This is a genomic window from Streptomyces sp. NBC_01257 (genome assembly GCF_035917255.1).
In the GTDB taxonomy this organism is placed as follows: Bacteria; Actinomycetota; Actinomycetes; order Streptomycetales; family Streptomycetaceae; genus Streptomyces.
Map to the genome: position 1 here is coordinate 6,704,210 of NZ_CP108472.1, position 15,364 is coordinate 6,719,573.

Annotated in this window: 9 protein-coding genes and 2 rRNA genes; 9 read left to right on the forward strand and 2 right to left on the reverse strand. The window is 64.5% G+C overall.

Annotation, left to right across the window (positions count from 1 at the left end):
* Positions 1-83 precede the first annotated feature (83 nt).
* From OG408_RS29330 to OG408_RS29345, 4 genes are read left to right on the forward strand one after another with little or no spacing between them, the layout of a single operon-like run.
* Positions 84-2,297, forward strand: coding sequence for a polyribonucleotide nucleotidyltransferase (locus tag OG408_RS29330; RefSeq protein WP_266783585.1), 2,214 nt, complete (start codon positions 84-86; stop codon positions 2,295-2,297).
* Positions 2,294-3,673 carry a M16 family metallopeptidase gene (locus OG408_RS29335; protein WP_266783587.1) on the forward strand — a complete coding sequence of 460 codons (1,380 nt, stop codon included), beginning with the start codon at positions 2,294-2,296 and terminating at the stop codon, positions 3,671-3,673. The genes OG408_RS29330 and OG408_RS29335 overlap by 4 nt, the downstream gene beginning before the upstream one ends.
* Positions 3,674-3,706: 33 nt before the next feature.
* Positions 3,707-4,459 (forward strand): 4-hydroxy-tetrahydrodipicolinate reductase, encoded by a 753-nt coding sequence (gene dapB, locus OG408_RS29340; protein ID WP_266783589.1) that lies wholly within the window; start codon positions 3,707-3,709, stop codon positions 4,457-4,459.
* Between the two features lie 12 nt (positions 4,460-4,471).
* Positions 4,472-4,939: a tetratricopeptide repeat protein gene (locus OG408_RS29345; RefSeq protein WP_266783591.1), complete on the forward strand. Its 468-nt coding sequence runs from the start codon at positions 4,472-4,474 to the stop codon at positions 4,937-4,939.
* A 143-nt stretch (positions 4,940-5,082) separates the two neighbouring features.
* Here OG408_RS29345 and OG408_RS29350 read toward each other — a convergent pair whose 3' ends face one another.
* Positions 5,083-5,634 carry a hypothetical protein gene (locus tag OG408_RS29350; protein WP_266783593.1) on the reverse strand — a complete coding sequence of 184 codons (552 nt, stop codon included), beginning with the start codon at positions 5,632-5,634 and terminating at the stop codon, positions 5,083-5,085.
* Between the two features lie 94 nt (positions 5,635-5,728).
* Positions 5,729-5,968 carry a hypothetical protein gene (locus OG408_RS29355; RefSeq protein WP_266783595.1) on the reverse strand — a complete coding sequence of 80 codons (240 nt, stop codon included), beginning with the start codon at positions 5,966-5,968 and terminating at the stop codon, positions 5,729-5,731.
* Between the two features lie 187 nt (positions 5,969-6,155).
* Here OG408_RS29355 and thyX point away from each other — a divergent pair, with 187 nt between their 5' ends.
* The 5 genes from thyX to OG408_RS29380 all read left to right on the forward strand — a co-directional run bounded on the left by thyX (position 6,156) and on the right by OG408_RS29380 (position 15,361).
* Positions 6,156-6,893 (forward strand): FAD-dependent thymidylate synthase, encoded by a 738-nt coding sequence (thyX, locus tag OG408_RS29360; RefSeq protein WP_266783597.1) that lies wholly within the window; start codon positions 6,156-6,158, stop codon positions 6,891-6,893.
* Positions 6,894-7,045: 152 nt separating this feature from the next.
* Positions 7,046-7,945: a 4-hydroxy-tetrahydrodipicolinate synthase gene (dapA, locus tag OG408_RS29365; RefSeq protein ID WP_266783599.1), complete on the forward strand. Its 900-nt coding sequence runs from the start codon at positions 7,046-7,048 to the stop codon at positions 7,943-7,945.
* A gap of 130 nt (positions 7,946-8,075) precedes the next feature.
* Entirely contained in the window at positions 8,076-9,761 is a 1,686-nt protein-coding gene (locus OG408_RS29370) for a ribonuclease J (protein ID WP_266783601.1), read from the forward strand.
* Between the two features lie 649 nt (positions 9,762-10,410).
* Positions 10,411-11,936 (forward strand): 16S ribosomal RNA (locus OG408_RS29375).
* Positions 11,937-12,236: 300 nt separating this feature from the next.
* Positions 12,237-15,361 (forward strand): 23S ribosomal RNA (locus tag OG408_RS29380).
* The 16S and 23S rRNA genes sit together here, the layout of an rRNA operon.
* The last annotated feature ends 3 nt before the right edge of the window (positions 15,362-15,364 follow it).

Consider the following 15,364-nt stretch of genomic DNA (forward strand, 5'->3'; position numbering starts at 1 on the left):
CCCGCACACAGGTGCGCTTCTCCGCACCGTCCTGCGCCACACGGGCGCCAGGACGAAAGACGACGAGTATGGAGAAATCACTAGTGGAGAACGAGACCCACTACGCCGAGGCCGTTATCGACAACGGAACCTTCGGCACCCGCACCATCCGCTTCGAGACGGGCCGCCTGGCCAAGCAGGCCGCAGGCTCCGCCGTCGCGTACCTGGACGACGACACCATGGTGCTGTCGGCCACCACCGCTTCCAAGCGGCCCAAGGACCAGCTCGACTTCTTCCCCCTCACGGTGGACGTCGAGGAGCGGCAGTACGCCGCCGGCAAGATCCCCGGCTCCTTCTTCCGCCGGGAGGGCCGCCCCTCCGAGGACGCGATCCTCACCTGCCGCCTGATCGACCGCCCGCTGCGCCCCTCCTTCAAGAAGGGCCTGCGCAACGAGATCCAGATCGTCGAGACGATCATGGCGCTCAACCCCGACCACCTGTACGACGTGGTCGCGATCAACGCCGCCTCCGCCTCCACGATCCTGGCGGGCCTGCCCTTCTCCGGCCCGATCGGCGCCACCCGCGTCGCCCTGATCAAGGGCCAGTGGGTCGCGTTCCCGACGCACACCGAGCTCGAGGACGCCGTCTTCGACATGGTCGTCGCCGGTCGCGTCCTCGAGGACGGCGACGTCGCGATCATGATGGTCGAGGCCGAGGCCACCGAGAAGACCATCCAGCTCGTCCAGGACGGCGCCGAGGCCCCGACCGAAGAGGTCGTCGCCGCCGGTCTGGAAGCCGCGAAGCCCTTCATCAAGGCGCTCTGCAAGGCCCAGTCCGACCTCGCCGCCAAGGCCGCCAAGCCCACCGGTGAGTTCCCGGTCTTCCTCGACTACCAGGACGACGTCCTGGAGGCCCTCACCAAGGCCGTCAGCACCGAGCTCGCCAAGGCGCTCACCATCGCCGGCAAGCAGGACCGCGAGGCGGAGCTCGACCGCATCAAGGAGATCGCGGGCGAGAAGCTCCTCCCGGCCTTCGAGGGCCGCGAGAAGGAGATCTCGGGTGCCTACCGCGCGCTGACCAAGAAGCTGGTCCGCGAGCGCGTCATCAAGGACAAGGTCCGCATCGACGGCCGTGGCGTCACGGACATCCGTACGCTCGCCGCCGAGGTCGAGGCCATCCCGCGCGTGCACGGCTCGGCGCTCTTCGAGCGTGGCGAGACCCAGATCCTGGGCGTCACCACCCTCAACATGCTCCGCATGGAGCAGCAGCTGGACACCCTCTCCCCGGTGACCCGCAAGCGCTACATGCACAACTACAACTTCCCGCCGTACTCCGTCGGTGAGACCGGCCGCGTGGGCTCGCCCAAGCGCCGCGAGATCGGCCACGGCGCGCTCGCCGAGCGCGCCATCGTGCCGGTGCTGCCGTCGCGCGAGGAGTTCCCCTACGCGATCCGCCAGGTCTCCGAGGCGCTGGGCTCCAACGGCTCGACGTCCATGGGCTCGGTCTGCGCCTCCACCATGTCCCTGCTGAACGCCGGTGTGCCCCTCAAGGCCGCCGTCGCCGGTATCGCCATGGGCCTGATCTCGCAGGAGATCGACGGCAAGACCCACTACGTCGCCCTCACCGACATCCTCGGTGCCGAGGACGCGTTCGGTGACATGGACTTCAAGGTCGCCGGTACGAAGCAGTTCGTGACCGCGCTCCAGCTCGACACCAAGCTCGACGGCATCCCCGCCTCGGTCCTGGCCGCCGCGCTGAAGCAGGCCCGTGACGCCCGCCTCCACATCCTCGATGTGATGAACGAGGCCATCGACGTCCCGGACGAGATGTCCCCCAACGCCCCGCGGATCATCACCGTCAAGATCCCGGTGGACAAGATCGGTGAGGTCATCGGCCCCAAGGGCAAGATGATCAACCAGATCCAGGAGGACACCGGCGCCGACATCACGATCGAGGACGACGGCACCATCTACATCGGTGCCCAGCAGGGCTCGCAGGCCGAGGCCGCGCGCGCCACGATCAACGCGATCGCCAACCCGACCATGCCGGAGGTCGGCGAGCGCTACCTGGGTACGGTCGTCAAGACCACCACCTTCGGTGCGTTCGTCTCCCTGATGCCCGGCAAGGACGGCCTGCTGCACATCTCGCAGATCCGCAAGCTCGCCGGTGGCAAGCGCGTGGAGAACGTCGAGGACGTGCTCGGCGTCGGCGCCAAGGTCCAGGTCGAGATCGCGGAGATCGACTCCCGCGGCAAGCTCTCCCTCATCCCCGTCATCGAGGGCGAAGAGGACGAGAAGAAGGACGACACCGACAAGTGACGTCCCGTAGTTCCGTGACGACGGCCCGCCCCTCCTCGGAGGGGCGGGCCGTCGCCCGTACCCAAACGCTTCTCAAGGGCAGCAACGGCATCGGCACGGTCCGCCGCACGGTCCTCCCCGGCGGCCTGCGCATCGTCACCGAGACCCTGCCCTCCGTACGCTCCGCCACCTTCGGCATCTGGGCCAACGTCGGATCACGCGACGAGACCCCGACGCTGAACGGCGCGACGCACTACCTCGAACACCTCCTCTTCAAGGGCACCGGCAAGCGCAGCGCCCTCGACATCTCGTCCGCGATCGACGCGGTCGGCGGCGAGATGAACGCCTTCACGGCGAAGGAGTACACCTGCTACTACGCGCGGGTCCTCGACACGGACCTGCCGCTGGCCATCGATGTCGTCTGCGACATGCTGACCGGCTCCCTGATCGCCTCCGAGGACGTCGACGCCGAGCGCGGCGTCATCCTGGAGGAGATCGCGATGACGGAGGACGACCCGGGCGACTGCGTGCACGACCTGTTCGCGCACACCATGCTCGGCGACACCCCGCTCGGCCGCCCGGTCCTCGGCACCGTCGACACGATCAACGCCCTGAACCGGGGCCAGATCGCCCGCTTCTACAAGAAGCACTACGACCCCACGCACCTGGTCGTCGCCGCTGCGGGCAACGTCGACCACGCCACGGTCGTACGCCAGGTCCGCAAGGCATTCGAGCGCGCCGGTGCGCTCTCCCGCACCGACGCCGTCCCGATGGCGCCGCGCGAGGGCTCCCGCACGCTGCGCACCGCGGGCAGGGTCGAACTGCTGAACCGCAAGACCGAGCAGGCCCACGTGGTCCTCGGCATGCCGGGACTGGCCCGCACCGACGAGCGCCGCTGGGCGCTCGGCGTCCTCAACACCGCCCTCGGCGGCGGTATGAGCTCCCGCCTCTTCCAGGAGGTACGGGAGAAGCGCGGCCTCGCCTACAGCGTCTACTCGTACACCTCGGGCTTCGCGGACTGCGGACTCTTCGGCGTGTACGCGGGCTGCCGGCCCAGCCAGGTCCACGACGTGCTCAAGATCTGCCGCGACGAGCTGGACCGGGTCGCGTCGGACGGCCTGGACGACGAGGAGATCGGCCGTGCCATCGGCCAGCTCTCCGGCTCCACCGTCCTCGGCCTTGAGGACACCGGCGCGCTCATGAACCGCATCGGCAAGAGCGAACTGTGCTGGGGCGAGCAGATGTCGGTCGACGACATGCTGGCCCGCATCGCGCAGGTCACCCCGGACGACGTCCGGTCGGTGGCGGGCGAGGTCCTCGGACACCGCCCCTCCCTCTCCGTCATCGGCCCGCTCAAGGACAAGCAGGCCGACCGCCTGCACGAGTCGGTCTCCTAGCCACCAGTCACCCGTCACCCGAAAGAAGCAAGCATGAGCAAGCTGCGCGTGGCCGTTCTCGGTGCCCGGGGCCGTATCGGCTCCGAGGCGGTCCGAGCCGTCGAGGCCGCCGACGACATGGAGCTGGTGGCCGCACTCGGCCGCGGCGACAAGCTGGAGACCCTGGCGGACGCCGGTGCCCAGGTCGTCGTCGAGCTCACCACCCCCACGTCGGTGATGGAGAACCTCGAGTTCTGCACCGGGCACGGCATCCACGCCGTGGTCGGCACCACCGGCTGGACCGACGAACGGCTCGCGCAGCTGACCACCTGGCTCTCCGGCTCGCCGGGGACGGGCGTGCTCATCGCGCCGAACTTCTCCATCGGCGCGGTCCTCACCATGAAGTTCGCACAGCAGGCCGCGCGCTACTTCGAGTCGGTCGAGGTCATCGAGCTGCACCACCCCAACAAGGCGGACGCCCCCTCCGGCACCGCCGCGCGCACCGCCCAGCTGATCGCCGAGGCCCGCCGCGAGGCCGGCTGCGCACCCCAGCCGGACGCCACCGCGACGGCACTGGACGGGGCGCGCGGCGCGGACGTCGACGGGATCCCGGTCCACTCGGTCCGGCTCCGCGGCCTCCTGGCCCACCAGGAGGTGCTGCTCGGGGGCGAGGGCGAGACCCTCACCCTCCGGCACGACTCCCTGCACCACAGCAGCTTCATGCCGGGCATCCTGCTCGGCGCACGCCGCGTGACGACCACTCCGGGCCTCACGTTCGGCCTGGAAAACTTCCTCGACCTGAACTGACTGAGCCCCGCCATGCGCGCAAAGATCACTTACGTCGTCACCGCTGCCGTCCTGGTCTTCTACTTCGTCCTGGTCGGCAGCCGGGGTGTCCTGCTCATCGAGCACGGCTCGCTGGTCACGGTGACCTTCGGGGTCGCCGTGCTGATCCTGCCGGTCATCGGCATCTGGTTCCTCTGGAAGAACACCCAGTTCGTCCGGAGGGCCAACGCCCTGGCCGCCGAACTCGACGCCGAGGGCGGACTGCCGGTCGACGAACTGGTCCGTACCCCGAGCGGGCGAATCGACCGTGACTCGGCGGACGCGGTGTTCGCACGCCGCCGGGAGGAGACGGAGGACGCGCCGGACGACTGGCGCTGCTGGTTCCGCCTCGCCGTGGCCTACCAGGACGCCAGGGACACCCCCAGGGCCCGCAAGGCCATGCAACGAGCCATCGCCCTCCGCAACCGCCCGGCGTCCACTACGGCCCCGTCCAGCCCTTGAACCCCGCAAGCCCGCCCGGCAACTCAACCCGGACGGGCCACTTCGAGCCGGACGGGCATCGTTTCCAGCCCGTCCGGCGATGGAGTACAAGGTCCTTCAGCCCGTCCGGCGATTGAGGACGTACCGCCGGACGGCCGGCCCCGCTAGGGACGCCGGTACTCGTCCCCCCAGGCCTCAATCGTGTCCGCGGCCCGGTCGAACGCCTCACCCCGCGCCAGGAAGTCCGCGTTGGAGTCCGTGAGCAGCGGCGGCACCGCGTCCCCGCCCTTGCGTACGACGATCAGGGCCTGGCCCTGCACCGTGCGCGGGAACCCGAGCCACTTCACCGGCTGCTGCACGGTACGGACCGCCGCCGCACGGTTCCACGGCACCGTCGTCGTCCGGAAGAAGCCCACCCGGCGCACGCCGTGCCGGCTCACCCAGGCGCCGATCCGCAGCATCCGCAGGGCGCAGAGGATCACCGCGAGAGCCAGGGCGAGACAGGCGCCGGCCCCGGGCAGCGCCCCGGCGAACGCCGTGATCATCCCGGCGAACAGGATGAACGAGGCAAGCAGCAGCAGACCGGCCGCGGCCGCGACACGCCAGGGCCCGGGGCGGTAGGGACGCCGCCAGCTGTCGTGGTCGTCGAACGGCAGCGCGACATCCTCAGCGCTCGCGTCAAACGCGCGGTCGGCCGTCAGGAAGGGCAGGGGCACGACTGATCCTCACTCACAAGCACGCTCGATTGCTGTGCCCGGTGAGGCTACCGAGGAGGCTACCGGCCGGACCACCCCAGGGGGCCCGTCCGAGTCATCGCCCGTGTGCGGCCTCGGTCTGCTGACTGTGCTGCGGAGACTGCTCGGGCGCCAGGGCGGGCAGGCCGAGCAGCAGCGATCCGGCGAGCCCGGCGACCACGACGAGGCCGATCAGGATGCTGCCTGTCCGCTCGGAGAGGGAGGCACGCTCGCGCGGGGGCGGTGTGACGTTACTGCGGAATCGGTCGGCCTCGGCTACGAACGAGAACGGGACGGATTCACGCCGGCGGAACATGAGGTGGCTCTCCTTGAACTCTGATTCGGGTGGTGCCACTGAGTCAGACGCATGACAGGCCCGATCGGTGCCCCGAATCGCCGGATTGACCGAAGAAATCCCCGGACGGGCGGTGCCGACCGCGTTGTCGGTGGCGGCCCGTAGAGTGGGCGCCGCCCGAGCGACGCCATTGGAAGGACCCCCGCCGGTGACCGACACCCCCGAACCCGCAAAGCCCAGCTTCCGCAGCGATGTCACCGTTGACCTGGTGAAACATGCCGCAGGTGACTCCGATGTGCTCTTCGCCGCCCGTGTCTCCACGGCCGGTGAGCAGTCCCTCGAAGAGGTCACCAAGGATCCTGAGCGCTCCAAGGGGCTCATCAACTACCTGATGCGGGACCGGCACGGAAGCCCGTTCGAGCACAACTCGATGACCTTCTTCATCAGCGCCCCGATCTTCGTGTTCCGCGAGTTCATGCGGCACCGCGTGGGCTGGTCGTACAACGAGGAATCGGGCCGCTACAGGGAGCTGGAGCCGGTCTTCTACGTCCCGGGGGAGTCCCGCAAGCTGGTCCAGCAGGGCCGCCCCGGCAAGTACGAGTTCGTCGAGGGCACCGAGGCGCAGGCGGAGCTCACCGGCCGTGTCATGGAGGACTCGTACCGCCAGGCGTACGAGGCCTACCAGGAGATGCTCGCCGCGGGTGTGGCCCGTGAGGTCGCCCGTGCGGTCCTCCCGGTCGGCCTGTTCTCCTCGATGTACGCCACGTGCAACGCCCGCTCGCTGATGCACTTCCTCGGCCTGCGTACGCAGCACGAACTCGCGAAGGTCCCGTCCTTCCCGCAGCGCGAGATCGAGATGGTCGGCGAGCAGATGGAAGCGCACTGGGCACAGCTCATGCCGCTCACCCATGCAGCCTTCAACAAAAACGGACGCGTTGCCCCGTAAGCGGTGTCCGTATTGCGGCGTTTCGTGAAGTTCATCTAGGCTGATCAAACGGACCCGGCACTGCTTGAACCCCCGAGCAGGCAGTGCCGGGCTCCTCTTGCTTGTCCCCCCGAGGGGACACCGGGCGCCGAGCAACGAGTAGCGTGGTACCCATGGCTCCGATCTCCACTCCGCAGACCCCCTTCGGGCGGGTCCTCACCGCTATGGTCACGCCGTTCACGGCGGACGGCGCACTCGACATCGACGGTGCCCAGCGGCTCGCCACCCATCTGGTCGACTCAGGCAATGACGGCCTGATCATCAACGGCACCACCGGCGAGTCCCCGACCACCAGCGATGCGGAGAAAGACCAGCTCGTACGGGCTGTGCTGGAGGCGGTGGGGGACCGGGCGCACATCGTCGCCGGCATCGGCACCAACGACACCCGCCACAGCATCGAGCTCGCCCGCACGGCCGAGCGCTCCGGCGCCCACGGCCTCCTGGCGGTCACTCCGTACTACAACAAGCCGCCGCAGGAGGGCCTCCTCCGGCACTTCACGGCGATCGCGGACTCCACGGGTCTGCCGGTGATGCTCTACGACATTCCCGGCCGCAGTGGTGTGCCGATCGACACAGAGACCCTCGTCCGGCTGGCCGAGCACCCGCGCATCGTGGCCAACAAGGACGCCAAGGGCGACCTCGGCCGCGCCAGCTGGGCCATCGCCCAGTCCGGACTGGCCTGGTACTCCGGCGACGACATGCTGAACCTCCCGCTCCTCTCGGTGGGCGCGGTCGGGTTCGTCTCCGTCGTCGGCCACATCGTCACCCCGGACCTGCGGGCGCTCATCGAGGCCCACCTCGGGGGAGACGTCCAGAAGGCCACGGAGATCCACCAGAAGCTGCTGCCGGTCTTCACGGGCATGTTCCGCACCCAGGGCGTGATCACCACCAAGGCGGCACTGACCCTCCAGGGCCTCCCGGCAGGTCCGCTGCGGCTGCCCCTGGTGGAACTCTCCGCGCAGGAAACGGCACAGCTCAAGATCGATCTCGCCGCCGGTGGGGTACAGCTCTAACCACAGACTTCACAACTGAATACGCGAAGAACACTCGCAATGAGCAACACCAAAGACAACAGCAAGTGCACGAATGACATGCGCGCCACGTGCCCAAGCGGTACGTGGCGCGTGTGGTAAGGAGAGTCTTTTGAGTCATCCGCATCCTGAACTCGGCACCCCGCCGAAGCTCCCGAAGGGCGGCCTGCGGGTCACCCCCCTCGGCGGCCTCGGCGAAATCGGCCGCAACATGACGGTCTTCGAGTACGGCGGCCGCCTGCTCATCGTCGACTGCGGCGTCCTCTTCCCGGAGGAGGAGCAGCCGGGCATCGACCTGATCCTTCCGGACTTCACGACCATCCGGGACCGCCTCGACGACGTCGAGGGCATCGTCCTGACGCACGGCCACGAGGACCACATCGGTGGTGTCCCGTATCTGCTGCGTCTGAAGCCGGACATCCCGCTGATCGGCTCCAAGCTGACCCTCGCGCTCATCGAGGCCAAGCTCCAGGAGCACCGCATCCGCCCGTACACCCTTGAGGTCACGGAGGGACAGCGGGAGCGCATCGGAGTCTTCGACTGCGAGTTCATCGCGGTCAACCACTCCATCCCGGACGCGCTCGCGGTCGCCATCCGCACCCCCGCGGGCATGGCGGTCGCCACCGGCGACTTCAAGATGGACCAGCTGCCGCTGGACGGCCGCCTCACCGACCTGCACGCGTTCGCGCGGCTGAGCGAGGAGGGCATCGACCTTCTGCTCTCCGACTCGACGAACGCGGAGGTGCCCGGCTTCGTCCCGCCGGAGCGGGACATCCAGAACGTCCTGCGCACGGTCTTCGCCAACGCCCAGAAGCGCATCATCGTGGCGAGCTTCGCCAGCCACGTGCACCGCATCCAGCAGATCCTCGACACGGCCCACGAGTACGGCCGCCGGGTCGCCTTCGTCGGACGCTCGATGGTCCGGAACATGGGCATCGCCCGTGACCTGGGCTATCTGAAGGTTCCCGCGGGCCTGGTCGTCGACGTGAAGACCCTCGACGACCTGCCGGACGACGAGGTCGTGCTGGTCTGTACGGGCTCGCAGGGCGAGCCGATGGCGGCCCTGTCCCGGATGGCCAACCGCGACCACCAGATCCGCATCGTCCAGGGCGACACGGTCATCCTGGCGTCGTCGCTGATCCCGGGTAACGAGAACGCGGTCTACCGCGTGATCAACGGCCTGACCCGCTGGGGCGCCAACGTCGTCCACAAGGGCAACGCCAAGGTCCACGTCTCGGGCCACGCCTCGGCCGGCGAGCTGCTGTACTTCTACAACATCTGCAAGCCGAAGAACCTGATGCCGGTCCACGGCGAGTGGCGCCACCTGAGGGCCAACGCCGAACTGGGCGCCCTCACCGGCGTTCCGAAGGACCACATCGTCATCGCCGAGGACGGCGTGGTCGTCGACCTGATCGACGGCAAGGCCAAGATCGTCGGCAAGGTCCAGGCGGGATACGTGTACGTGGACGGCCTCTCGGTCGGCGACGTCACCGAGACGTCCCTCAAGGACCGCCGCATCCTGGGCGACGAGGGCATCATCTCCGTCTTCATCGTGGTCGACAGCTCCTCCGGCAAGATCGTGGGCGGCCCCCACATCCAGGCCAGGGGCTCCGGCATCGACGACTCGGCGTTCAGCGCGGTCGTACCGAAGGTCGAAGAGGCCCTCAACAAGTCGGCCCAGGACGGCGTCATGGAGCCGCACCAGCTCCAGCAGCTGGTCCGCCGCACGGTGGGCAAGTGGGTCTCCGACACCTACCGCCGGCGCCCGATGATCCTTCCCGTCGTCGTCGAGGTCTGACGCCGGCAGGGCTGAACAGGCGCGAACTCCGGAGCGGGGCCCCCGATTTGCATCGGGGCGCCCCGCTCCAGTACGTTTACGTCTCCACCTCGCCGGGAAGCACCGCGCACACACGTGCCCGTGAGCCTCCCGCAGAGGGTGGGAATTCCGACTCAGAAGTTCTGATAAAGTCGGATCCGCCGAAAGGCAAGGCCACTTCAACGGCCACCGGAATTCAAATTCGGACCGGAAACGGAACGAAATGAGTCTGGTAAGGTTGGAACCGCCGGAAAGGGAAACGCGAAAGCGAAGAACTGGAAAGCGGTAAATGCGAGGCCCGCTTCGACCGGGAATCGGACACGAAAGAGTCTGATAGAGTCGGAAACGCAAGATCGAAGGGAAGCGCCCGGAGGAAAGCCCCAGAAAATGTTCTGCGGGTGAGTACAAAGGAAGCGTCCGTTCCTTGAGAACTCAACAGCGTGCCAAAAGTCAACGCCAGATATGTTGATACCCCGACCTGCTTCGGCAGGTTCGAGGTTCCTTTGAAAGTCCTAACAGGCCTTTACCGGCCTGGTAGGCAATGAACACAGCGAGGACACAGTGAACGGTCGGTCTTATTCCGACCTGGCCGTTCCGCTCTCGTGTGTGTCTACCCGATTACGGGAAAACATTCACGGAGAGTTTGATCCTGGCTCAGGACGAACGCTGGCGGCGTGCTTAACACATGCAAGTCGAACGATGAAGCCCTTCGGGGTGGATTAGTGGCGAACGGGTGAGTAACACGTGGGCAATCTGCCCTTCACTCTGGGACAAGCCCTGGAAACGGGGTCTAATACCGGATAATACTTTCCCTCTCATGGGGGAAGGTTAAAAGCTCCGGCGGTGAAGGATGAGCCCGCGGCCTATCAGCTAGTTGGTGGGGTAATGGCCTACCAAGGCGACGACGGGTAGCCGGCCTGAGAGGGCGACCGGCCACACTGGGACTGAGACACGGCCCAGACTCCTACGGGAGGCAGCAGTGGGGAATATTGCACAATGGGCGAAAGCCTGATGCAGCGACGCCGCGTGAGGGATGACGGCCTTCGGGTTGTAAACCTCTTTCAGCAGGGAAGAAGCGAAAGTGACGGTACCTGCAGAAGAAGCGCCGGCTAACTACGTGCCAGCAGCCGCGGTAATACGTAGGGCGCAAGCGTTGTCCGGAATTATTGGGCGTAAAGAGCTCGTAGGCGGCTTGTTGCGTCGGTTGTGAAAGCCCGGGGCTTAACCCCGGGTCTGCAGTCGATACGGGCAGGCTAGAGTGTGGTAGGGGAGATCGGAATTCCTGGTGTAGCGGTGAAATGCGCAGATATCAGGAGGAACACCGGTGGCGAAGGCGGATCTCTGGGCCATTACTGACGCTGAGGAGCGAAAGCGTGGGGAGCGAACAGGATTAGATACCCTGGTAGTCCACGCCGTAAACGTTGGGAACTAGGTGTTGGCGACATTCCACGTCGTCGGTGCCGCAGCTAACGCATTAAGTTCCCCGCCTGGGGAGTACGGCCGCAAGGCTAAAACTCAAAGGAATTGACGGGGGCCCGCACAAGCAGCGGAGCATGTGGCTTAATTCGACGCAACGCGAAGAACCTTACCAAGGCTTGACATCGCCCGGAAAGCCGTAGAGATACGGCCCCCCTTGTGGTCGGGTGACAGGTGGTGCATGGCTGTCGTCAGCTCGTGTCGTGAGATGTTGGGTTAAGTCCCGCAACGAGCGCAACCCTTGTTCTGTGTTGCCAGCATGCCCTTCGGGGTGATGGGGACTCACAGGAGACTGCCGGGGTCAACTCGGAGGAAGGTGGGGACGACGTCAAGTCATCATGCCCCTTATGTCTTGGGCTGCACACGTGCTACAATGGCCGGTACAATGAGCTGCGATGCCGCGAGGCGGAGCGAATCTCAAAAAGCCGGTCTCAGTTCGGATTGGGGTCTGCAACTCGACCCCATGAAGTCGGAGTTGCTAGTAATCGCAGATCAGCATTGCTGCGGTGAATACGTTCCCGGGCCTTGTACACACCGCCCGTCACGTCACGAAAGTCGGTAACACCCGAAGCCGGTGGCCCAACCCCTTGTGGGAGGGAGCTGTCGAAGGTGGGACTGGCGATTGGGACGAAGTCGTAACAAGGTAGCCGTACCGGAAGGTGCGGCTGGATCACCTCCTTTCTAAGGAGCACTTCTTACCGGACCTCGGTTCGGTCAGAGGCCAGTACACCGGCGAATGTTCGGTGCTGGTTGCTCATGGGTGGAACGTTGACTATTCGGCACGACAGGTTGTTTTCACTAGTACTGCTTCGGCGTGGAACGTGAGGGTGATCGGTCGGGTCGGGCACGCTGTTGGGTATCTGAAGGTACGGCCGTAAAGGTCGTCCTTCGGTTGCCGGCCCCAGTGAACTCGCCTGTAAGGGTGGGGTGATGGGTGGCTGGTCGTTGTTTGAGAACTGCACAGTGGACGCGAGCATCTGTGGCCAAGTTTTTAAGGGCGCACGGTGGATGCCTTGGCACCAGGAACCGATGAAGGACGTGGGAGGCCACGATAGGCCCCGGGGAGCTGTCAACCAAGCTTTGATCCGGGGGTGTCCGAATGGGGAAACCCGGCAGTCGTCATGGGCTGTCACCCGCTGCTGAACACATAGGCAGTGTGGAGGGAACGAGGGGAAGTGAAACATCTCAGTACCCTCAGGAAGAGAAAACAACCGTGATTCCGGGAGTAGTGGCGAGCGAAACTGGATCAGGCCAAACCGTATGCGTGTGATACCCGGCAGGGGTTGCGCATGCGGGGTTGTGGGATCTCTTTTTCATAGTCTGCCGGCTGTGAGACGAGTCAGAAACCGTTGATGTAGGCGAAGGACATGCGAAAGGTCCGGCGTAGAGGGTAAGACCCCCGTAGCTGAAACATTAACGGCTCGTTTAAGAGACACCCAAGTAGCACGGGGCCCGAGAAATCCCGTGTGAATCTGGCGGGACCACCCGTTAAGCCTAAATATTCCCTGGTGACCGATAGCGGATAGTACCGTGAGGGAATGGTGAAAAGTACCGCGGGAGCGGAGTGAAATAGTACCTGAAACCGTGTGCCTACAAGCCGTGGGAGCGTCGCGCATCGAGTTTACTCGGTGCGTCGTGACTGCGTGCCTTTTGAAGAATGAGCCTGCGAGTTTGCGGTGTGTTGCGAGGTTAACCCGTGTGGGGAAGCCGTAGCGAAAGCGAGTCCGAATAGGGCGATTTAGTAGCGCGCTCAAGACCCGAAGCGGAGTGATCTAGCCATGGGCAGGTTGAAGCGGAGGTAAGACTTCGTGGAGGACCGAACCCACCAGGGTTGAAAACCTGGGGGATGACCTGTGGTTAGGGGTGAAAGGCCAATCAAACTCCGTGATAGCTGGTTCTCCCCGAAATGCATTTAGGTGCAGCGTCGTGTGTTTCTTGCCGGAGGTAGAGCACTGGATAGGCGATGGGCCCTACCGGGTTACTGACCTTAGCCAAACTCCGAATGCCGGTAAGTGAGAGCACGGCAGTGAGACTGTGGGGGATAAGCTCCATGGTCGAGAGGGAAACAGCCCAGAGCATCGACTAAGGCCCCTAAGCGTACGCTAAGTGGGAAAGGATGTGGAGTCGCAGAGACAACCAGGAGGTTGGCTTAGAAGCAGCCACCCTTGAAAGAGTGCGTAATAGCTCACTGGTCAAGTGATTCCGCGCCGACAATGTAGCGGGGCTCAAGCGTACCGCCGAAGTCGTGTCATTCCAGCATTAAGGGCCAACGCCTGCTGGGATGGGTAGGGGAGCGTCGTGTGCCGGGTGAAGCAGCCGCGGAAGCGAGTTGTGGACGGTTCACGAGTGAGAATGCAGGCATGAGTAGCGATACACACGTGAGAAACGTGTGCGCCGATTGACTAAGGGTTCCTGGGTCAAGCTGATCTGCCCAGGGTAAGTCGGGACCTAAGGCGAGGCCGACAGGCGTAGTCGATGGACAACCGGTTGATATTCCGGTACCCGCTTTGAAACGCCCAATACTGAATCAGGCGATGCTAAGTCCGTGAAGCCGGCCCGATCTCTTCGGAGTTGAGGGTAGTGGTGGAGCCGACGAACCAGACTTGTACTAGGTAAGCGATGGGGTGACGCAGGAAGGTAGTCCAGCCCGGGCGGTGGTAGTCCCGGGGTAAGGGTGTAGGCCGTGTGGTAGGTAAATCCGTCACACATTAAGGCTGAGACCTGATGCCGAGCCGATTGTGGTGAAGTGGATGATCCTATGCTGTCGAGAAAAGCCTCTAGCGAGTTTCATGGCGGCCCGTACCCTAAACCGACTCAGGTAGTCAGGTAGAGAATACCGAGGCGTTCGGGTGAACTATGGTTAAGGAACTCGGCAAAATGCCCCCGTAACTTCGGGAGAAGGGGGGCCATCACTGGTGAGGGAACTTGCTTCCTGAGCTGGGGGTGGCCGCAGAGACCAGCGAGAAGCGACTGTTTACTAAAAACACAGGTCCGTGCGAAGCCGTAAGGCGATGTATACGGACTGACGCCTGCCCGGTGCTGGAACGTTAAGGGGACCGGTTAGCTGACTTTCGGGTCGGCGAAGCTGAGAACTTAAGCGCCAGTAAACGGCGGTGGTAACTATAACCATCCTAAGGTAGCGAAATTCCTTGTCGGGTAAGTTCCGACCTGCACGAATGGCGTAACGACTTCTCGACTGTCTCAACCATAGGCCCGGTGAAATTGCACTACGAGTAAAGATGCTCGTTTCGCGCAGCAGGACGGAAAGACCCCGGGACCTTTACTATAGTTTGATATTGGTGTTCGGTTCGGCTTGTGTAGGATAGGTGGGAGACTTTGAAGCGGCCACGCCAGTGGTTGTGGAGTCGTCGTTGAAATACCACTCTGGTCGTGCTGGATGTCTAACCTGGGTCCGTGATCCGGATCAGGGACAGTGTCTGATGGGTAGTTTAACTGGGGCGGTTGCCTCCTAAAGAGTAACGGAGGCGCCCAAAGGTTCCCTCAGCCTGGTTGGCAATCAGGTGTTGAGTGTAAGTGCACAAGGGAGCTTGACTGTGAGACCGACGGGTCGAGCAGGGACGAAAGTCGGGACTAGTGATCCGGCAGTGGCTTGTGGAAGCGCTGTCGCTCAACGGATAAAAGGTACCCCGGGGATAACAGGCTGATCTTCCCCAAGAGTCCATATCGACGGGATGGTTTGGCACCTCGATGTCGGCTCGTCGCATCCTGGGGCTGGAGTCGGTCCCAAGGGTTGGGCTGTTCGCCCATTAAAGCGGTACGCGAGCTGGGTTTAGAACGTCGTGAGACAGTTCGGTCCCTATCCGCTGTGCGCGTAGGAATATTGAGAAGGGCTGTCCCTAGTACGAGAGGACCGGGACGGACGAACCTCTGGTGTGCCAGTTGTCCTGCCAAGGGCATGGCTGGTTGGCTACGTTCGGAAAGGATAACCGCTGAAAGCATCTAAGCGGGAAGCCTGCTTCGAGATGAGTATTCCCACCAACTTGATTGGTTAAGGCTCCCAGTAGACGACTGGGTTGATAGGCCAGATGTGGAAGCCCGGTAACGGGTGGAGCTGACTGGTACTAATAGGCCGAGGGCTTGTCCTCAGT

Coding starts and splice junctions, on each gene's coding strand:
- dapB (WP_266783589.1), top strand. CDS start 3,707: ATGAGCAAGCTGCGCGTGGCCGTTCTCGGTGCCCGGGGCCGTATCGGC.
- OG408_RS29345 (WP_266783591.1), top strand. CDS start 4,472: ATGCGCGCAAAGATCACTTACGTCGTCACCGCTGCCGTCCTGGTCTTC.
- OG408_RS29355 (WP_266783595.1), bottom strand. CDS start 5,968: ATGTTCCGCCGGCGTGAATCCGTCCCGTTCTCGTTCGTAGCCGAGGCC.
- dapA (WP_266783599.1), top strand. CDS start 7,046: ATGGCTCCGATCTCCACTCCGCAGACCCCCTTCGGGCGGGTCCTCACC.